Below are 18,998 nucleotides of genomic sequence, written 5' to 3' on the forward strand. Positions count from 1 at the left end.
GAATCACCTCAAACCTTGAAGCGACCGACCAGCGTCTGCAGGTGAGTACCCAGGCGCGCCAGCTCAACGCTGGACGCCGCCGTCTCTTCACTCGCCGCCGACGTCTGATCCGACACATCCCGCACATTCAGCACGCTACGGTTGATCTCTTCGGCCACTGCACTTTGCTGCTCGGCCGCTGCAGCAATCTGCTGGTTCATCGCCTGAATCGCCGACACGGTGCGGGTGATGCTTTCCAGTGAGCCACCGGCACGACGGGTCAGTTCGACGCTGCTGTCAGTCAGGGTGCGGCTGTTGTCCATGATCGTCGCCACTTGCTGGGTGCCGTTTTGCAGGCCGACGATCAGCTCTTCGATTTCTTCGGTGGATTTCTGCGTGCGCTGGGCGAGACTGCGAACTTCATCGGCGACCACGGCAAAACCGCGCCCGGCTTCACCGGCACGTGCAGCCTCGATGGCCGCGTTGAGGGCGAGCAGGTTGGTTTGCTGGGCCACGGATTTGATCACGTCGAGGACGCTGCCGATCTTGTCGCTTTCGCGCTTGAGTTCGCCCATCGCTTCGGTGGAATGCCCCACTTCAACGGCCAGACGCTCGATCTGTGCAATCGCTTCGCCAACGACTTTGTCGCCTTCACGGGCCTGCTGGTCAGCGGCAACGGCGGCTTCGGAAGCTTCCTCGGCGTTGCGCGCGACTTCCTGCACGGTGGCGGCCATTTCGTTCATGGCGGTGGCGACCTGATCGGTCTCGATTTTCTGATTGTTGACCCCGGCGCTGGTCTGCTCGGTCACCGCCGACAGTTCTTCAGCGGCGCTGGCGATCTGGGTGACGCCGTCGCTGATCCCGCCGACCAGCTCGCGCAGGCCTTGGGTCATGCTCTGCATCGAACGCTGCAACTGGCCGAGTTCGTCGCGGCGCAGGGACACCAGGTTGTGGGTCAGATCGCCAGCGGCGACACGCTCGGCAACTTTCAGGGTCTGGTTCAGCGGGATGATGATCTGGCGGGTGATCGCCCACCCGGCGAGCAGGCCGAAGGCCACGGCCAGCAGGGTGGCGATGATCAGCATGTTTTTCGCGTGAGCGGCGTCGGTGTCGCGCACCACGGTCTGGGAAATGGTCAGTTTTTTACTGGCATCGAGCAGGATGTCGCCCTGAGCAGCCATGCGGGCAACGGCTTTGCTGCTGGCCGTTTGCGAGTCGCGGAACTGCCCGACGGCGGCGCGATAAGCCTTCATCGATTCCGTGGCCTGCTGCAGGTTGGCAATGTGCTGTTCCGGTAATTTCGACGGCAGACTGTCGAGGTATTTCAGGACGTTTTCGATGGCATCGAGCGCGGGTTGCTCGGCATCGGCCTTGCCGCTGTAGGTGTAGCCGCGCACTTGGTAGCGCGCTTGCTGCAGCAGTTTGCTCAGCTCGACCACGCTGTTGAATTGCGCGACGCTGTCCCCTTGCAGCAGAGATTTTTCAACGTCCGAGACTTTCGCAACAGCGTTGTCGGCATTGGCGCCGAGCTTGCTGCGGGCGTCTTCGCGTTGTGTGGTGGCCTGGACCAGGTCGGCGAAGGCGCGTTTGTATTCGGCAACGGCAGCCAGTTGCTGGTCGACCAAGGCAATGTCGGCCGGTTGTTCGATCAGCGTGCGAGCGGTTTGCAGGCCGCTGTCGAGTTTGCCGAGCATGTCGTTGACCGCGCCCGGACCTTGTTCGCCACGGCGCGCATCGTAGTCGACGCGGGCCATGCGCAAGTCTTTGCTGTACTCATTGAGGCTGGAAATGAAGCCGAGCTTGTCGCCACGGCTGATGATGCCGCTCATGCCGGTCCAGCCGGTGAAAGTGATCAACAGCGTCAGCAACAGCACCAGGCCGAAGCCGATGCCCAGTTTGCGTTTAACGCTGACGTTTCCAAGATTCTCGGCTAACCAACGGTACATGCGACAACTCCCCGACCACTAATTGGACTTATGGCGAGGTTATCGGCTGGGTGATGGCAATCTGTAACGCCATTTGTCCGGGAAGTCAGGAGATTCCGGCGAGGGAGCAGGCGCCCCCACCAGCGGTTTAGAAGAGCCGGGCGAGAAGGGCGGTAACGGCGGTTTCGACGCGCAGGATGCGCTCGCCCAATTGCACCGGTTGCAGGCCGGATTTGCCCAGCAGATCGATTTCGTAGGGAATCCAGCCGCCTTCCGGGCCGATGGCCAGGGTGACGGGTTCGCTGAGCGCGCGTGGGCAAGCTGGGAAGTTACCGGGATGACCGACCAGACCAAGGGTGCCTTCGGTGATGGCGGGCAGGCGATCTTCAACGAACGGCTTGAAGCGCTTCTCGATGATGATTTCCGGCAATACCGTGTCGCGGGCTTGTTCGAGGCCGAGGATCAATTGCTCGCGAATGGCTTCGGGCTCAAGAAACGGCGTCTGCCAGAAACTCTTCTCGACCCGATAGCTGTTGACCAGAATCACCTTGGACACGCCCATGGTCGCCACGGTCTGAAACACCCGGCGGAGCATCTTCGGGCGCGGCAGGGCGAGTACCAGCGTCAGCGGCAGTTTGGCCGGTGGCGGCTGATCGAGGCTGACACGCAGCTCCGCTTCACCCGCCTCCAGGCGCAGCAGTTCAGCAGAACCCATCAAACCATTGATCCGCCCCACGCGCAGGCTGTCACCGACTTCCGAACGGTGAACCTCCTGCATGTGCGTCAGGCGTCGATCACGCAGGATCACACGGTCGGCCGCAATGAAATCGGCCTCTTCGAGCAACAGCAGGTTCATGCCTGAGTCGCTGGCGGCTGGTCGTTGTGATCGTCGGCCTGAGTTTCGTCCGGGCGTTCGCGCTTGCTGATCAAGCCACCGAACAGAATGCCGATTTCAAACAGCATCCACATCGGTACGGCCAGCAGGGTTTGGGAGAAGATGTCCGGCGGCGTCAGGATCATGCCGACCACGAAGCAGCCGATGATCACGTACGGGCGGATCTTCTTCAGGTATTTGACGTCGACCACGCCGATCCACACCAGCAGCACCACGGCCACCGGGATCTCGAACGCTACGCCGAAGGCGAAGAACAGCGTCATGACGAAATCGAGGTAACTGGCGATGTCGGTCATCATTTCCACGCCGGCCGGGGTGGCTGCAGCGAAGAATTTGAAGATCAGCGGGAACACGAAGTAATAGGCGAACGCCATGCCGGTGTAGAACAGCAGGATGCTCGACACCAGCAGCGGCACTGCGATGCGCTTCTCATGCTTGTACAGGCCCGGCGCGATAAAGCCCCAGATCTGATGCAGGATCACCGGGATCGCGAGGAACAGCGAGACCATCATCGTCAGCTTCAGCGGCGTCAGGAACGGCGACGACACGTCGGTGGCGATCATCGTCGCGCCGACCGGCAGGTACTGGCGCAGCGGCGTCGAGACGAAGGTGTAGATCTGTTGGGTGAAGGCAAACAGCCCGGCGAAGATGATGAAGATCGCCGCCACACAACGCAGCAGGCGGGTGCGCAACTCGGTGAGGTGCGAAACCAGCGGCATGTGCTGGTCGTTTTCGGGGAGATCGCTCATGGGGCTCGCGGCGGCAATGTTGGGTCGTGAGGCGCTGGCGTGATCGGCGCGGCGGTTGGGGATACATGTTCAACCGAGGTTTCTGCAGGCGCGGGCAGCGGTTCTGTCGGTGCTACAACGGCTGCGGGAGCCGGTGCTGGCGTAACGGGCGCGCTTGGCGCATGAATCGTCTGCTGCCCGACATGTTCAACCGGCGTCGGCTCTTGCTGAACCGGCGAGAAAATCTTCCGCGCCTCTTGCTCCAGCGACAGAATGTGCTCGTTGTGCAGTTGCCGACGGATCTCGTCGGCACCGATTTCACGTTCAACTTCCTGTTTGATCGCGTTGAAGCTGCGCTTCAGCCGGCCGACCCAGAGGCCAGCGGTGCGCGCAGCGCCCGGCAGACGCTCGGGGCCCAGCACCAGCAGGGCGACGAGGCCGACGAGCAGCAGTTCAGAGAAGCTGATACCAAACATTAGTCAGTGCTCACACGTCTTTGCGGATCGGCTCTTCGACTTTCTGCGCCTGCACGTCGATGGTGTGCGGCGGGTTGGCCTGAGCGGTGGCTTGCGGCTGCACCGGTGGCACCGGCTGCGCAGGCGTCACGGTTGGATCAGCAGTTGGCTTTTCATCGTCGTTCATGGCTTTGCGGAAGCCCTTGATCGATTCGCCGACGTCAGTGCCGAGGTTTTTCAGTTTCTTGGTGCCGAACACCAGCACCACGACAACCAGAATGACGATCCAGTGTTTCCAGTCAAAAATGCCCATGTTGCTGTTCCTCTCTAAAAATTGTTCAGGCGGACGGACGCGAGGCTTTCTCGACGTGTCCGGACAGGCCGAAGCGGCGATCCAGTTCATCCAGCACAGCCTGCGGATGCTGCCCCAGTTGGGCGAGCATGACCATGCTGTGGAACCACAGGTCGGCGGTTTCGTAGATCACATCGCTGCAGTCACCGCTGATGGCGGCGTCCTTGGCGGCAATAATGGTTTCGACCGACTCTTCGCCGACTTTCTCCAGAATCTTGTTCAAACCCTTGTGATACAGACTAGCCACATACGAGCTGTCGGCGGCTGCGCCTTTGCGCTCTTCGAGCACTTGCGCCAGGCGGGTCAGGGTGTCACTCATGTTTGTGTCCTGCGGAATAAATGGCGTGCGGGTCTTTCAGAACCGGGTCGACGGTCTTCCAGTCGCCGTTTTCGAAGACGCGATAAAAGCAGCTTTGACGGCCGGTATGGCAAGCGATGTCGCCGATCTGTTCAACCATCAGGATGATCACGTCGGCGTCACAGTCCAGACGCATTTCATGCAAGGTCTGCACATGGCCGGACTCTTCGCCCTTGCGCCACAGCTTGCCACGGGAACGTGACCAGTAGATTGCACGGTTTTCCGCAGCGGTCAGTTCGAGCGCTTCGCGGTTCATCCAGGCCATCATCAGCACGCGTCCGGTCTTGTGATCCTGGGCAATCGCCGGCACCAGGCCATCAGCGTCCCATTTGATCTCGTCCAGCCAGTTTTTCATCTTCAATTCCCGAAACGCAGCTACAAGCTTTGAGCTTCAAGCTGCAAGTAAAAGCAGATTGCGGTGTTCCAGTATCGTCAGGCTTGCAGCTCGCAGCTTATAACTTGCAGCTGATTCGTGCTATCGGCGAACGACCAGATACAAGCCCACGGCCACCATGATTCCGGCCGGCCAATGCCCCAATTCGTGTAGCGGGCCACCGATGGCAAGGATCACCCCACCGGCCAGATGCGCGCAACCGAGCAGGCGCAGGAACCAGTCGTCCTTGCGTTTGTGCCACGGCGGCGGCGGGTCGTAGGCGTGCGGCTGCGACATGCGTTCGAGCAGATCGCGGGCCATATTCGCCAGGTGCGGCAATTGTTCGAACTGGCTCTGCACGTTGCCGAGCAAGGCTTTCGGGCTGACGCGCTCGCGCATCCAGCGCTCGAGGAACGGCTGCGCGGTGTTCCACAGATCCAGATCCGGATACAACTGACGGCCGAGGCCTTCGATGTTCAGCAGGGTCTTTTGCAGCAGAACGAGCTGCGGCTGCACTTCCATGTTGAAGCGTCGCGCAGTCTGGAACAGGCGCATCAGCACCTGGCCAAATGAAATATCTTTTAACGGTTTTTCGAAGATCGGTTCGCACACGGTACGGATCGCCGCTTCGAATTCGTTGAGTTTGGTTTCCGCCGGCACCCAGCCCGAGTCGATGTGCAATTGCGCCACACGACGGTAATCACGCTTGAAGAACGCGAACAGGTTGCGCGCCAGATAATCCTGGTCTTCCGGGGTCAGGCTGCCGACGATGCCGCAGTCGATCGCAATGTACTGCGGGCTCCACGGATTGACGGTGCTGACGAAGATGTTGCCCGGGTGCATGTCGGCGTGGAAGAAACTGTCGCGGAACACCTGGGTGAAGAAAATCTCCACGCCACGTTCGGCGAGCATCTTCATGTCGGTGCGCTGATCGGCGAGGGTCGCCAGATCGGTCACCTGAATGCCGTAGATACGCTCCATCACCAGCACTTTCGGCCGGCACCAGTCCCAATAGACCTGTGGCACGTAGAGCAGCGGCGAACCTTCGAAGTTGCGCTTCAACTGGCTGGCGTTGGCCGCTTCGCGCAGTAGATCGAGTTCGTCGTAGATGGTTTTTTCGTAGTCCTGGACCACGTCGACCGGATGCAGCAGACGCGCGTCGGCGGAGAGCTTTTCAGCGGCGCGGGCAAGGATGAACAGCCACGCCAGATCCTGTGCGATCACCGTTTTCAAACCGGGGCGGATCACCTTCACCACCACTTCTTCGCCGGTTTTCAGCTGCGCGGCATGCACCTGCGCCACCGAGGCCGAGGCCAGCGGTTCGACGTCGAATCGGCTGAACACGTCGCTGATCTTCTTGCCGAGCTGTTCTTCGATCAGTTTGATCGACAGCTGCGGATCGAACGGTGGCACGCGATCCTGCAGCAACATCAGCTCATCGGCGATGTCTTCCGGCAGCAGGTCGCGGCGAGTCGAAAGAATCTGCCCGAACTTGATGAAGATTGGCCCGAGATCCTGCAACGCCAGACGCAAACGCGCGCCCCGGCTCAGCTCCAGCGGCTTGCGCGGGAACCAGCGCCACGGCAGTGCATAGCGCAGCGCCAGGAGAAACCACGGCAACGGCAGGTCGAACAGCAGGTCATCGAGGCGGTAGCGAATCACGACGCGCTGGATGCGCAACAGACGGCGGACGGCAAGCAGCTTCATGCGTTATCGCTTGGGTCGAGGGATCGGGAAAGGCGCTCGAAACGCGCCTCGAGACGTTCCAGATCAAGTTTGATCCGGTCCAGTTCGCTGAACCGCGCTTCGGCTTCACGCTGCCCGACGAGGGTGCGCGATTCTTCGGCGAGGTATTCGGCGAGGTTCTGGTTGAGGCTGGCAAATCCTTGTTGATACCAGCGTGCGCGGCTGCGCAGATGGCCACCGACCAGTTGCGTGGCGACCGGGCCGAGCCAGCGCGAGAGTTCGTACTCCCAGTCCAGCTCCAGGTCTTGCAGCACACCGGCCAGCTCCAGCAGCACGCCGCTGTCGCCGTCGAGCTCGACTTCCGGAGCGTGCAGCACCGCGGTCTTGTCTTTGCTCACGGCCAGTTTGATCAGGCTGGAGGCCGGCGCACGCAGGGTGCAATCGACACCGGTTTCCCAGTGCGAGGCCAGCATCAGGCCTTCGTCGCTCGGCAGAATGAAGAGTTGCAGCGCCGGGCTGCGGCAGTCGACGGCGATCACTTTGCCGGTCAAATGCGCCAGCCGCGGCAGCGCCGTGCTGTCGAGACGCAGCACCCGGTTGAGGCCGAGTTCGACGCTGGCGAGCAGCCCGGTGAGCAACATCAGGGCTTGATGCCGCGGTGCAGGGCGACGATGCCTGCGGTCATGTTGTGATAGGTCACTCGGTCGAAACCGGCATCGACCATCATCGACTTCAGCGTTTCCTGATTCGGGTGCATGCGGATCGATTCGGCCAGGTAGCGATAGCTTTCCGAGTCGTTGGTGATCAGCTTGCCCATCAGCGGCATGAAGGCGAACGAGTAGGCGTCGTAGGCTTTCGACATCAGCGCGTTGGTCGGCTTGGAGAATTCCAGCACCAACAGACGACCGCCAGGCTTGAGCACGCGCAGCATCGAACGCAGAGCGTCTTCTTTGTGCGTGACGTTGCGCAGGCCGAAGGCGATGGTCACGCAGTCGAAATGGTTGTCGGGGAACGGCAGTTTTTCCGCGTCCGCCTGAACGAATTCGACGTTGCCGGCAACACCCAGATCGAGCAGGCGATCACGACCGACCTTGAGCATCGACTCGTTGATGTCGGCCAAGACCACCTGACCGGTCGGGCCGACCAGGTGCGAGAATTTTTTGGTCAGGTCACCGGTCCCGCCGGCGATGTCGAGCACGCGATTACCGCTGCGCACGCCCGACAGTTCGATCGCGAAACGCTTCCACAAACGGTGCATGCCGCCCGACAGAAGGTCGTTCATCAGGTCGTACTTGGCGGCTACCGAGTGGAAAACCTCAGCGACTTTTTCCGCTTTCTGGCTTTCCGGAACGTTTTTGAAGCCGAAGTGAGTGGTGGGTTCGGCATCGCTGCCTTTGCGCTGATCAGTCATATCGCTGTCACCAAAAGAGAATGCGCGACATTCTAATCCCCAAGCCATGCTTTGTCTTGGAATGGCTAAAGGTAAGATGGGCAACCTTCGGGACGATTTGCCGCAGCGGCGGTCAAGATTTACCGACACATCTTTTTCTCCCCATTCAAAAAGCAGGAGTCAATCAATGGCCAAAATCACTGTTGAGCGTGCCCACAACCTGGGTAAGGAAGCCGCCCGCGAGAAGGCCGACAAGCTGGCGCAGAAACTCTCCGATCAATACGGACTGGAGCCGCAATGGGCCGGCGACACCCTGAACCTCAAGCGCTCGGGCGTGAAAGGCGCGGTGCATGTGGCGGACGATTCGATCAAGGTCGACGTGGAGCTGGGCATCATGATGTCGGCCATGAGCGGCATGATCAAAGCCGAGATCGAGAAAGCCCTCGATAAAGCGCTGGTCTGAACATCAAAAGATCGCAGCCTTCGGCAGCTCCTACAGAGATACACATTCCCCTGTAGGAGCTGCCGAAGGCTGCGATCTTTTCATTCAGGCACCACCGATTCATGTCAGTTGTTAGGGTGCCGTTTCTAATTTTTCTGCCTACTTTGTGCCAGAGCCCGACACTTTCCGGGCAGTTCCTCAAACCTTCTGCGCGTGAGGTGCACCATGGCCAAAGTTATTTTGAAGAAAAAAATCGACGCTTCGACTTCTGCTCTGAGCGACGTCAAATCCTATGCCCGCAAGATCTGGCTGGCAGGCCTGGGTGCCTACGCCAAGGTCGGCCAAGAGGGCAGCGACTACTTTCAAGAGTTGATCAAGGCTGGTCAAATTGTTGAAAAGAAAGGCAAAAAAGCCGTCACCGAAAAACTCGAAGCGGCCAACGCCGAGATCGACGAAGCCAAGGATGAAGTGAGTTCATTCAAGGGTCGTGTCGAGGTTCAACTCGACAAGGTCGAGAAGGCGTTCGACACCCGTGTAGCAAGCGCCTTGAATCGTATCGGCATTCCGTCTAAACATGACGTTGAGACACTCTCTGCTAAGCTCGATGAGCTGACGGCATTGCTCGAACGCGTCGCGCGTAAATCTTAAGGAGAACGGGATGGCTGGCAAAAAGACTACTGATAAAAAAGATAGCAGCTCGTGGGTCGGGAAGGTCGAATCCTACTCCCGCAAAATCTGGCTGGCTGGTTTAGGCGTGTACTCGAAGATCGACACTGACGGCAGCAAGCTCTTCGATACATTGGTCAAAGACGGCGAGAAAGCCGAGAAGCTGACCAAGTCGGCAGTCGGCAAAAAAGTCGATGCTGCCAAGGACTCTGCTTCCTCGGCCAAGTCGCGCATGAGCGGCGTGAAAGATCGCGCACTGGGCAAGTGGGACGAGCTGGAAGGGGCTTTCGACAAGCGCCTGAACAGCGCGATTTCGCGCCTCGGTGTCCCGAGCCGCAATGAAGTCAAAGCGCTCAACAGCAAGGTCGACACACTGACCAAACAGATCGAAAAACTCACCGGTCTGAAGGCTCAGCCTGTGGCGGCGAAAACCGCGGCAGCCAAACCGGCCGCCAAAACCGCAGCGGCAAAACCAGCGGCAAAATCCGCTGCCAAGCCACTGGTAAAAGCAGCCGCCAAGCCGGCAGCGAAAGCCAAAGCCGCCGCTAAACCGGCTGCAAAAACTGCCGCCGCCAAGCCTGCCGCTAAAGCCGCTGCCAAACCGGTTGCCGCTAAAGCCGCTGCGAAACCAGCCGCTAAACCTGCGGCAAAAGCAGCCGCCAAACCGGCCGCCAAGCCAGCAGCGAAAACCGCTGCCGCTAAACCGGCTGCCAAGCCAGCGGCCAAACCGGCTGCGGCGAAGAAGCCTGCAGTGAAAAAACCGGCCGCGCCGAAAGCCGCTGCGCCGAAGCCAGCAGCACCTGCTGCAGCCAAACCTGCCACCCCGGCAGCTCCGGTAAGCGCGTCGAACTCCGCCGCCGCACCGACTCCGGCGGCAACCCCGACTGCTGCATCGACCCCGTCGACGCCAACCAGTCAGTCCTGATTTTTCAGGGCAAAACAAAACGCCCGGCCTGTGAAGGTCGGGCGTTTTTGTTTGAAGATCAAAAGATCGCAGCCTTCGGCAGCTCCTGCAGAGGTACACATTCCTCTGTAGGAGCTGCCGAAGGCTGCGATCTTTTGATTCCGGGCTACTCGTGGTCTTCGAGGTATTGCAGAGCCATCCGCTCAGTCGCGACCTTCACCGGCGGCAGCAAATGCGGCGCCACCAGCATCATGATCTGATACACGACCAACCGCACCTCACCCTCACGATCCAGAATCCGCTGATAATCCAGCGAGAACAGCAGTGTCATGGTGATCTGCTCCACCAGTTGCCCAAGCGCCTGGGTATCGCTGACCAACTGGCCACCCGCCTTCAACCGCGCCAGTAACGACGCCAGCGTGCGCTTCAGCGCGTTGAGCAGATGACGAATCCCCTTGGCCAGTTTCGGCAACCGTCCCGCCAGGTTCGACAAGTCCTGAAACAGGAACCGGTACTGCGCCAACCGCTCAACGATCAAATGCAAAAACAGCCAGTAATCCTCCGGCGCCAGTTCCACATCCGAGGGTGGATCGAGCAGTGGCGCCAGTTCATTCTGAAAGCGTTCGAACAACCCGAGTATCAACGGCTCCTTGCCGTGGAAGTGGTAGTAGAGATTGCCCGGGCTGATGCCCATTTCGTTGGCCACCTCCATGGTGGAGACGTTCGGCTCGCCCTTTTCGTTGAACAGTTGCAAAGCACATTCGAGAATCCGGTCGCGGGTTTTCATCCAGTCTTCTTAGAAAAGTTCGGTTAAGCGTCAGCGCACACGCACGTAAGTACCGGGTGCTGCCTCCATCGGTGGATAGTTCGGGTTGCCGAGGGTGAACGAGGTTTCGTGCTGGGCGCCGGAACGTTGTTGAATCCATTCGAGCCACTGCGGCCACCAACTGCCGTCGACGTGTTTGGCGTCGTAGTACCAGGCGCGCGGGTCGCTGCTCATCTTGCCGTTCTCGACGTACGCGGCTTTCGGGTTGCTCGGCGGGTTGAGAATGCTCTGCACGTGGCCGCTGTTGGACAGCACGAAGCGTCGGTCGCCGCCGAGCAGCAGGGTCGAGCGATACACCGCATCCCACGGCGTGATGTGGTCGTTCATGCCGGCGACGCTGAAGCTGTCGACGGTGACTTTCTGCAGATCGATTGGCGTACCACACACCTCCAGCCCACCCGGATGGGTCAGCGGGTTGTGCTTGAAGAAGTCCAGCAAATCACCGTGGAGCGCAGCGGGCAGGCGCGTGTTGTCATTGTTCCAGTAGAGGATGTCGAAGGCCGGCGGCTCTTTACCCAACAGGTAGTTGTTGACGAAGTAGCTCCAGATCAAATCGTTGGGACGCATCCACGCGAAGACCTTGGCCATGTCGCGGCCATCGAGCACGCCTTTCTGATAGGAGCGACGTTTGGCCGCTTCAAGGGTTTGTTCGTCGGCAAACAGGGTCGCCGGGGTTTCGATCTGGCTGTCGAGCAGGCTGACCAGGTAGGTCGCGCTGGAGATGCGGCGCAATTGCCGTTTGGCCTGCAAGTGACCCTGCAGGGCGGCGATGGTCAGCCCGCCAGCGCACGCGCCCATCAGGTTGACCTCGCGGGCGCCGGTGATCGCCCGGCAGATGTTCATCGCTTCTTCCACGGCTTCGACGTAGGTCGACAGGCCCCACTCGCGATGGCGCACATCGGGATTGCGCCAACTGATCATGAAAGTCTGCAAACCGTTTTTCAGCGCGTACTGGACGAAGCTGTTGTGCGGGCTCAGGTCGAAAATGTAGTACTTGTTGATTTGCGGCGGCACCACCAGCAGCGGCTTGGCGTACTGTTTTTCGCTCATCGGTTTGTACTGGATCAGCTCGAGCATTTCGTTGCGAAACACCACTGAACCGGCGGTGGTCGCCACGGTTTTGCCGACTTCAAAAGCCTGTTTGGTGACCTGCCGGGGCAGGCCGTCGTTGTGCAGCAGATCATCGAACAAATGACTGAGACCGCGCACCAGACTGTGGCCGCCGGAGTTGAACAGCTCTTTGACCGCCAGCGGATTGAGCAGGGTGTTGGACGGCGCCACGGCGTCGTTGAGCAGGGTGAACGCGAAGTGTGCCCGGGCGCGATCTTCCGGGCTCATGTCGCTGTCGTCGATCCAGCTTTTGACCTGCTTCTGCCAGGCCAGGTAAGCCTGCAGGCTACGGCGATAAAACGGATTGAGGCTCCACGCCGGGTCGGCGAAGCGGTTGTCGTTCGGATTGGTCGGGTGCAGGGTTTCGCCAAGCAAGACGCGGCCCAATTGGCCGCCGAGTTTCAACGCGTGTTTCGCGCTGTGGATCGGGTTGCGCAAACCGTGAGCGGCCACGCTGCGCAAGGTCGAAATCAAATCCCGCCCACGCAGACCGGTGATCGCACTTTGTGCGTTGATGAACACGGCGGGGCTGGGCACTACGCCCGTCGCTGGTTTGTCGCGCATGACTCAACACTCCTTCGTCTTCAGGCCAAAAACACACTCACCGAACCAGAACACCATAGACGCTGTTGTGGGTTGCTGCCTGCGCGGCGTCCTGCCGCGCACTCTTTGCTAAAGACCTGCATAAAGCCTGCCGCTAGGGTTAACCGCCGAACGGTGTCGGATGCGGATGCATCACCGCGCGCTGACGTTCCTCCTGGAGAAACTTCATGATGATCGGCGCCACGGCTTCGGCGCGGGTGATCAGGAACAGATGACCATCGTCGATGATGTGCAACTGCGCATTGGGAATGCGCCAGGCGAGCATGCGCATGTTGATCAGCGGGATCAGCGGATCGTCGTCGCCAGCGAGCACCAGCGTCGGCTGATGGATCTTGTGCAGCCAGTGAATACTCGTCCAGCCGAGTCCGGCGAACAGTTGCCAGTAGTAACCGAGCTTGCCCGCCGAACGTACTTTTGCGGCATGACTGGCGGCCAGGGTCGGGTCGCGACGGAACGAGCCGCCATAGATCAGCGGGGCGATCCGGATTACGTGGGAGGGCTGAATGTAGCGCCGTGGACTGGCCATCATCCACAGCACTTTCGGTTTGCCCGGCACCATCACCGCCCCGGCCGCGGTCGCCGCCAGCACCAGTTTCTTGCAGCGTTCGGGATAGTCGTAGGCGAACTGCTGCGCGAGCGCACCGCCCCACGACACGCCGATGACGTTGACCTGACCGTAGTCGAGGTAATCAAGCATTCGCGAGGTCAGCTTGGCCAGGCCGGGAAAGCGGTACGGCCGGTTCGGCGTCGAGGAACCGCCGACACCGGGCACGTCGAACGCGATCACTTCCAGATCCGGGTCCAGCGCTGCGACAAACGGAAACACCAGCTCGAGGTTGGCGCCGATGCCGTTGAAAATCAGCAAGGGCGTCAAGTGAGGCTTGCCGGGGCGCACCGCGGTGCGGATGGTCTGGCCATCCAGATCGACGGTACGGAATATGAACGGTTGCGGCATGCGTCAGGCCCTTCGGGTTAGAGTGGAGCAGCTACAGGCCGCAAGCTTCAAGCAGAACCTGCTCAGCTTGCGGCTTGTAGCTTGTGGCTTGCCGCTATCTTTCATGTACGTAAGTGCCCGGCGAGGCTTCACCCGCCGGATACGCCTTGTTGCCCAGTTTCAGTGGGGCCTTTTTCAGGTTGCCCGAGCGCTCGGCCAGCCACGACTGCCAGTACAGCCACCAGGAATCGGTGTGCTTGGTCGAGTTCTCTTGCCAGTCATCGGCGTTGGCTGCCATCTCTTCGCTGGTCATGTAACGGGATTTCGGGTTGCCCGGCGGGTTGAGAATGCTCTGAATATGCCCGCTGCTCGACAGCACGAATTCGACCTTGCCGCCAAACAGCTGCGCCGACTTGTAGCAGGACTTCCACGGGGTGATGTGGTCGTTGGTGCCGGCCAGCGAGAAGATGTCGGCGGTGACCTGCTTGAGGTCGATCGGCGTGCCGCACACTTCCAGTGCATTGGGGCGAATCAGTGGGTTGTTTTTGAACATCTCGATCAGGTCGCCGTGGAACGCAGCGGGCAACCGGGTGGTGTCGTTGTTCCAGAACAGGATGTCGAACACCGGCGGCTCGTTACCTAGCAGGTAGTTGTTGACCCAGTAGTTCCAGATCAGGTCGTTGGGGCGCATCCACGCGAAGACCTTGGCCATGTCTTTGCCTTCGAGCACGCCGGCCTGGTACGAGTGACGCTTGGCGGTCTCCAGAGTTTGCTCGTCGACGAACAGGGCGACGTCGCTGTCCAGCGTCGTATCGAGCACGCTGACCAGCAGCGTGAGGGCATTGACCTTCTTCTCGCCGATCGCCGCGTAGTGGCCGAGCAGGGCGGTGCAGGTGATGCCGCCGGAGCAGGCACCAAGCATGTTGACGTCTTTGCTGCCAGTGATCGCGGTGACCACGTCGACCGCTTCTTTCAGTGCGTCGATGTAGGTCGACAGGCCCCACTCGCGCTGGGCCTTGGTCGGGTTGCGCCAACTGATGATGAACGTCGGCACGTTATTGCGCAGGCAGAAGCGCGCCAGACTCTTGTCCGGGCTCAAATCGAATACGTAGAACTTGTTGATCTGCGGCGGCACCACCAGCAACGGGCGCTCGTGGACTTGCTCGGTGATCGGCTTGTACTGGATCAGCTCCAGCACATCGTTGCGGAACACCACTGCGCCTTCGGTGACACCGAGGCTCTTGCCGACTTCGAACGCGCCCATGTTGACCTGGCTCGGCATGCCGCCGTTATGCACCAGATCCTTGGCCAGATGCGAGAGGCCATCGAGCAGGCTTTTGCCGCCGGTTTCGAAGAAGCGTTTGACCGCTGCGGGGTTGGCCGCCGAGTTGGTCGGGGCCATGGCTTCGGTCATCAGGTTGATGACGAAGTGGCCGCGCGCGATGTCTTTGGGTGACAGGCTGCTGTCATCTATCCAGGAATGGAGTTCCTTGCGCCACGCCAGATAGGTTTGCAGATAACGTTTGTAGAGCGGGTTCTGGCTCCACGCCGGATCAGCGAAGCGACGGTCATCGCCAGCCGGTTGCAGTTCGGATTTGCCAAACAGCACGTTCTTCAGTTCGAGGCCGAAATGGGTGACGTGCTTGACGCTATGGATCGGTTGTTTGATGGCCTGTTTCAGCACCATGCGAGCAGAGGCCAGCAGATCCTTTCCGCGTAGCCCAACGACGGGATTAAGCCCCAGGGTGTTTTCCGAGGCTTGGTACTTCAGGTCATCGTTATTCTTGTTACTCATCTACGACGCTCCATTGTCCTGAGACGAGTACCCGGTTTTCTGCTGTGCAGTTCCACAGCCAATGCCAGGTACTACTGCTCGGGTGACCGTTAATTCTGCATAGCTGCTTTACAGTCGTAGAGCACTGCAGGGAACTTGCCAGCTCCATTGGTTACCCGAGTTTAATTTTTTTCGCAAGCAGGCCGATCCTCGGCCACACAGCGGAGCATTCAAACAGATGAATTTAGAAAATGCCTTCTAATGAGCGCAAGGCTCGGGCTAGAGCATCAGCTTGACGATGGACTCGTTCGGGTCGCGGGTTTTTCCGGCGGCTTTGAGCTCGGCCAGATAATCGGCCCAGAGTGCGTCATGACGTCGCCCCAGCTCGTAGAGATAATCCCAGGTGAACAAGCCGCTGTCGTGACCGTCGTCGAAGGTCAGTTTCAGTGCGTAGTGACCGGCCGGTTCCAGTTTGCTCAGACCGACATTGATCTTGCCGAATTGCAGGATCGGTTTGCCGTGGCCCTGGACCTCGGCGGAGGGCGAATGCACGCGCAGGAATTCAGCGGGCAGGGTGTATTCCTCGCCGGACGCATAGGTGAGCGTCAGGGTTTTCGAGGCTTTGTGCAGTTTGATGTCGGTAGGAATCATAAAAACAGCCCTGAGCTGCAAGCAACAAGCTGCAAGCTTAACTCAGCTTGCCGCTTGTAGCTCGGAGCTTGCCGCACTACAGAATGTAGCGGGACAGGTCTTCGTTCTGCGCCAATTCGCCGAGGTGGCTGTTGACGTATTCCGCGTCGATCAGAATCGGCTTCTCATCGTGGGTGCTGGCCAGATCACCGGCGCTGAACGACACCTCTTCGAGCAGACGCTCAAGCAGCGTGTGCAAGCGACGGGCACCGATGTTCTCGGTCTTCTCGTTGACCTGCCAGGCGATCTCCGCCAGACGCTTGATGCCTTCCGGCTGGAACTGGATGTTCAGGCCTTCGGTTTTCAGTAGCGCGCAGTATTGCTCGGTGAGCGAGGCATGCGGCTCGCTGAGGATGCGTTCGAAGTCCGACGGGCTCAGCGCCTTGAGTTCGACACGGATTGGCAGACGACCTTGCAGCTCAGGCACCAGATCGCTTGGCTTGCTCAGGTGGAACGCACCGGACGCGATGAACAGGATGTGGTCGGTCTTGACCATGCCCAGCTTGGTGTTGACGGTGCAGCCTTCGATCAGCGGCAGCAGGTCGCGCTGCACGCCTTCACGGGAGACATCGGCGCCGCCGACATTGCCACGCTTGGCGACTTTGTCGATCTCGTCGATGAACACGATGCCGTGCTGTTCAACCGCTTCCAGCGCTTTGGCTTTCAGCTCTTCTTCATTGACCAGACGCCCGGCTTCTTCGTCGCGCACCAGTTTCAGCGCTTCTTTGACCTTGAGCTTGCGCGCCTTCTTCTTGCCCTTGCCCATGTTGGCGAACAGCGACTGCAACTGGTTGGTCATCTCTTCCATGCCGGGCGGCGTGGCGATTTCGATGCCAGCCACTTCGGCGACTTCGATCTCGATTTCCTTGTCATCCAGCTGACCTTCGCGCAGGCGCTTGCGGAACAGCTGACGGGTGTTGGAATCAGAGCTCGGCGCTTCCTCGTTGCTGAAGCCCATGCGGGCCGGCGGCAGCAGCGCGTCGAGGATGCGATCCTCGGCGGCGTCTTCGGCGCGATGGCGCACGCGGGACATTTCCTGCTCGCGGAGCATCTTGATCGCGGCGTCGGCCAGATCACGGATGATCGATTCGACGTCACGACCGACATAACCGACTTCGGTGAATTTGGTCGCTTCGACCTTGATGAACGGCGCGTTGGCCAGTTTCGCCAGACGACGGGCGATCTCGGTTTTACCGACACCGGTCGGGCCGATCATCAGGATGTTCTTCGGGGTCACTTCAACGCGCAGCTCTTCAGGCAGCTGCATGCGGCGCCAGCGGTTGCGCAGGGCAATCGCGACGGCGCGCTTGGCATCGTCCTGGCCGATGATGTGGCGGTTGAGTTCGTGGACGATTTCGCGGGGAGTCATGGACATAGTAGTTGACGGTCCTCAAGCAGAAACAAGCCGTGGCACAGGGCCGCGTCAGGCTTATTCAGCGAGATCCTGCTCCTCAATGGTCTGAGTGTGGTTGGTGAATACACAGATATCGCCGGCAATGCCGAGGGCGGTTTCGACGATTTCGCGGGCCGACAGGTCGGTCTTTTTCAGCAGCGCGCTGGCTGCGGCCTGCGCGTAACCGCCGCCGGAACCCATGGCGATCAGGCCGTCTTCGGGTTCGACCACGTCACCGTTGCCGGTGATGATCAGCGAGGCGTCTTTGTTAGCGACCGCGAGCATCGCTTCGAGGCGGCTCAGAGAGCGGTCGGTGCGCCATTCTTTAGCGAGTTCGACGGCGGCGCGCACCAGGTGACCCTGATGTTTTTCGAGTTGGCCTTCGAAACGTTCGAAGAGGGTAAAGGCGTCGGCGGTGGCACCGGCAAAACCGGCGATGACCTGACCGTGGTACAGGCGACGAACTTTTTTCGCATTGCCTTTCATCACGGTATTGCCGAGAGAAACCTGGCCGTCGCCGCCCATGACGACTTTGCCGTGACGGCGGACTGAAACGATGGTGGTCAAGGGAAGAGTCTCCACACAGCGGGGCGAAAGTGCCTTATGCCCATTCATATGGGGGTGCTGGAGAGGATTTCAACCGTAGCGCGGGAGAGGAGACGAGCGGCGTGTTGCACCTGATCATTCCCACGCTCTGCGTGGGAATGCAGCCCGGGACGCTCCGCGTCCCTTCACTGCTGGGACGCAGAGCGTCCCTCGAGGCATTCCCACGCAGAGCGTGGGAACGATCGGCGGTGATCAGCGGCTCTGGCGTTGTTGTAACAACAGGTTGCTGAACCCGGCACCGGCCAGTTGTTTCTGCGCGGTGGTCAGTTGTTCGCGGTTGCTGAACGGGCCGACCAGAACGCGGTACCAGGTTTCATCCTTCACCGTGCCGGACTCAACCGCCACCGCCTGGCCGAGCAAAATGATTTGCGCGCGAACCTTGTCGGCATCGGTTTCCTTGCGGAACGAGCCGGCCTGCAGGAAGAACTTGGTCACCGGCGCCGCTTTGCTCACGGGTGGCGCTGGCGGCGGAGTAATCCCGGCCAGAGCTGCCTGAGCGCGCGCGGTGTCGATCTTCGCCGCTTCCGCAGGCGTGACCGGCGTAGTTGGCACCGCTGGCACCTGTGGCGTCGGCAGAGTCTTCTCCGGCACAGCGTCCGGCGGCACGATCACTTCCGATTCCGGCAGCAGGGTGTAGAAGTCGTACTTCGGCTTCACAGGCTGGGTGGGGCTCGGCGGGGTCTTGTTGGCCTCGGCGATCTTCGACGCTTTCTGCTGTTGCGCTTGCTCGACCTTCTCACGCTTGACCGTGTCGCTGCCCTTGCCCGGCTCCAGCTTCATCAGAAACACGATGAACGCGCCGACCGTCAGGCCGATGGCCATCCACAGCCAACCCGGAATCGGTTGCTTCGCAGGAGCTTGATAACGGCTGGCGCCACGCTTGGGTGCAGGTTTTTTCTTGGCAGCCAA

At 60.2% G+C, this 18,998-nt stretch carries 21 protein-coding genes and 1 pseudogene; 3 read left to right on the forward strand and 19 right to left on the reverse strand.

The genetic code is table 11. From position 1 onward, the window contains the following. Window positions 1-8 precede the first annotated feature (8 nt). The 11 genes and pseudogenes from AC3Y64_RS01950 to ubiE form a co-directional block, all read right to left on the reverse strand. Complete coding sequence (locus AC3Y64_RS01950) at window positions 9-881, reverse strand: methyl-accepting chemotaxis protein (RefSeq protein WP_371925668.1); 873 nt, start codon at window positions 879-881, stop codon at window positions 9-11. Next, window positions 864-1,925 (reverse strand): annotated as a pseudogene (locus AC3Y64_RS01955) (methyl-accepting chemotaxis protein); the annotation flags it as partial. The gene AC3Y64_RS01950 and the pseudogene AC3Y64_RS01955, both read right to left, overlap by 18 nt. Before the next feature lie 127 nt (window positions 1,926-2,052). Next, window positions 2,053-2,760 (reverse strand): 16S rRNA (uracil(1498)-N(3))-methyltransferase, encoded by a 708-nt coding sequence (locus AC3Y64_RS01960; protein ID WP_489986247.1) that lies wholly within the window; start codon window positions 2,758-2,760, stop codon window positions 2,053-2,055. Then, window positions 2,757-3,548: a twin-arginine translocase subunit TatC gene (gene tatC / locus AC3Y64_RS01965; protein WP_489986248.1), complete on the reverse strand. Its 792-nt coding sequence runs from the start codon at window positions 3,546-3,548 to the stop codon at window positions 2,757-2,759. Before tatC ends, AC3Y64_RS01960 begins: the two co-directional genes overlap by 4 nt. Continuing rightward, complete coding sequence (gene tatB / locus AC3Y64_RS01970; RefSeq protein WP_489986249.1) at window positions 3,545-4,003, reverse strand: Sec-independent protein translocase protein TatB; 459 nt, start codon at window positions 4,001-4,003, stop codon at window positions 3,545-3,547. Before tatB ends, tatC begins: the two co-directional genes overlap by 4 nt. A gap of 10 nt (window positions 4,004-4,013) precedes the next feature. Beyond that, entirely contained in the window at window positions 4,014-4,295 is a 282-nt protein-coding gene (locus AC3Y64_RS01975) for a twin-arginine translocase TatA/TatE family subunit (RefSeq protein ID WP_122593949.1), read from the reverse strand. Between the two features lie 25 nt (window positions 4,296-4,320). Then, a complete protein-coding gene (locus AC3Y64_RS01980; RefSeq protein WP_003220849.1) occupies window positions 4,321-4,653 on the reverse strand; it encodes a phosphoribosyl-ATP diphosphatase in 333 nt (110 codons plus the stop codon). Next, window positions 4,646-5,047 carry a phosphoribosyl-AMP cyclohydrolase gene (gene hisI / locus AC3Y64_RS01985; protein ID WP_007909357.1) on the reverse strand — a complete coding sequence of 134 codons (402 nt, stop codon included), beginning with the start codon at window positions 5,045-5,047 and terminating at the stop codon, window positions 4,646-4,648. The genes AC3Y64_RS01980 and hisI overlap by 8 nt, the downstream gene beginning before the upstream one ends. 120 nt (window positions 5,048-5,167) lie before the next feature. Next, complete coding sequence (gene ubiB / locus AC3Y64_RS01990) at window positions 5,168-6,772, reverse strand: ubiquinone biosynthesis regulatory protein kinase UbiB (RefSeq protein ID WP_489986250.1); 1,605 nt, start codon at window positions 6,770-6,772, stop codon at window positions 5,168-5,170. Further along, window positions 6,769-7,392: a ubiquinone biosynthesis accessory factor UbiJ gene (locus AC3Y64_RS01995; RefSeq protein ID WP_007909360.1), complete on the reverse strand. Its 624-nt coding sequence runs from the start codon at window positions 7,390-7,392 to the stop codon at window positions 6,769-6,771. Before AC3Y64_RS01995 ends, ubiB begins: the two co-directional genes overlap by 4 nt. Then, window positions 7,392-8,162, reverse strand: a complete 771-nt coding sequence (ubiE, locus tag AC3Y64_RS02000; RefSeq protein ID WP_008080626.1) for a bifunctional demethylmenaquinone methyltransferase/2-methoxy-6-polyprenyl-1,4-benzoquinol methylase UbiE — start codon at window positions 8,160-8,162, stop codon at window positions 7,392-7,394. The genes AC3Y64_RS01995 and ubiE overlap by 1 nt, the downstream gene beginning before the upstream one ends. 166 nt (window positions 8,163-8,328) lie before the next feature. On the opposite strand from ubiE, the gene AC3Y64_RS02005 reads away from it, so the two are divergent. From AC3Y64_RS02005 to AC3Y64_RS02015, 3 genes are all read left to right on the forward strand, one after another. Beyond that, window positions 8,329-8,604, forward strand: coding sequence for a polyhydroxyalkanoic acid system family protein (locus AC3Y64_RS02005; RefSeq protein WP_158956717.1), 276 nt, complete (start codon window positions 8,329-8,331; stop codon window positions 8,602-8,604). Between the two features lie 204 nt (window positions 8,605-8,808). Then, complete coding sequence (locus tag AC3Y64_RS02010; RefSeq protein ID WP_489986251.1) at window positions 8,809-9,231, forward strand: phasin family protein; 423 nt, start codon at window positions 8,809-8,811, stop codon at window positions 9,229-9,231. A gap of 10 nt (window positions 9,232-9,241) precedes the next feature. Further along, the gene (locus tag AC3Y64_RS02015; RefSeq protein ID WP_489986252.1) at window positions 9,242-10,174 is read left to right on the forward strand and encodes a phasin family protein; all 933 of its coding nucleotides are present in this window, start codon (window positions 9,242-9,244) and stop codon (window positions 10,172-10,174) included. 145 nt (window positions 10,175-10,319) lie between these two features. Here the strand turns inward: AC3Y64_RS02015 and AC3Y64_RS02020 are convergent, their stop codons facing one another. The 8 genes from AC3Y64_RS02020 to AC3Y64_RS02055 all read right to left on the reverse strand — a co-directional run bounded on the left by AC3Y64_RS02020 (window position 10,320) and on the right by AC3Y64_RS02055 (window position 18,998). Next, window positions 10,320-10,940: a TetR/AcrR family transcriptional regulator gene (locus AC3Y64_RS02020; protein ID WP_430945406.1), complete on the reverse strand. Its 621-nt coding sequence runs from the start codon at window positions 10,938-10,940 to the stop codon at window positions 10,320-10,322. Window positions 10,941-10,970: 30 nt separating this feature from the next. Next, window positions 10,971-12,653: a class II poly(R)-hydroxyalkanoic acid synthase gene (phaC, locus tag AC3Y64_RS02025; protein WP_489986253.1), complete on the reverse strand. Its 1,683-nt coding sequence runs from the start codon at window positions 12,651-12,653 to the stop codon at window positions 10,971-10,973. 139 nt (window positions 12,654-12,792) lie between these two features. After that, window positions 12,793-13,647, reverse strand: a complete 855-nt coding sequence (phaZ, locus tag AC3Y64_RS02030; RefSeq protein WP_489986254.1) for a poly(3-hydroxyalkanoate) depolymerase — start codon at window positions 13,645-13,647, stop codon at window positions 12,793-12,795. 94 nt (window positions 13,648-13,741) lie between these two features. Then, a complete protein-coding gene (gene phaC / locus AC3Y64_RS02035) occupies window positions 13,742-15,421 on the reverse strand; it encodes a class II poly(R)-hydroxyalkanoic acid synthase (RefSeq protein WP_489986255.1) in 1,680 nt (559 codons plus the stop codon). A gap of 258 nt (window positions 15,422-15,679) precedes the next feature. Further along, window positions 15,680-16,051 (reverse strand): gamma-butyrobetaine hydroxylase family protein, encoded by a 372-nt coding sequence (locus AC3Y64_RS02040; protein WP_463556493.1) that lies wholly within the window; start codon window positions 16,049-16,051, stop codon window positions 15,680-15,682. A gap of 76 nt (window positions 16,052-16,127) precedes the next feature. Then, window positions 16,128-17,465, reverse strand: coding sequence for an ATP-dependent protease ATPase subunit HslU (hslU, locus tag AC3Y64_RS02045; RefSeq protein ID WP_489986256.1), 1,338 nt, complete (start codon window positions 17,463-17,465; stop codon window positions 16,128-16,130). A 54-nt stretch (window positions 17,466-17,519) separates the two neighbouring features. Then, window positions 17,520-18,050, reverse strand: a complete 531-nt coding sequence (hslV, locus tag AC3Y64_RS02050; RefSeq protein ID WP_016984593.1) for an ATP-dependent protease subunit HslV — start codon at window positions 18,048-18,050, stop codon at window positions 17,520-17,522. Window positions 18,051-18,281: 231 nt separating this feature from the next. Continuing rightward, complete coding sequence (locus tag AC3Y64_RS02055) at window positions 18,282-18,998, reverse strand: SPOR domain-containing protein (RefSeq protein WP_122593939.1); 717 nt, start codon at window positions 18,996-18,998, stop codon at window positions 18,282-18,284.

This window comes from Pseudomonas sp. 4CAES_32.4, from assembly GCF_058136335.1.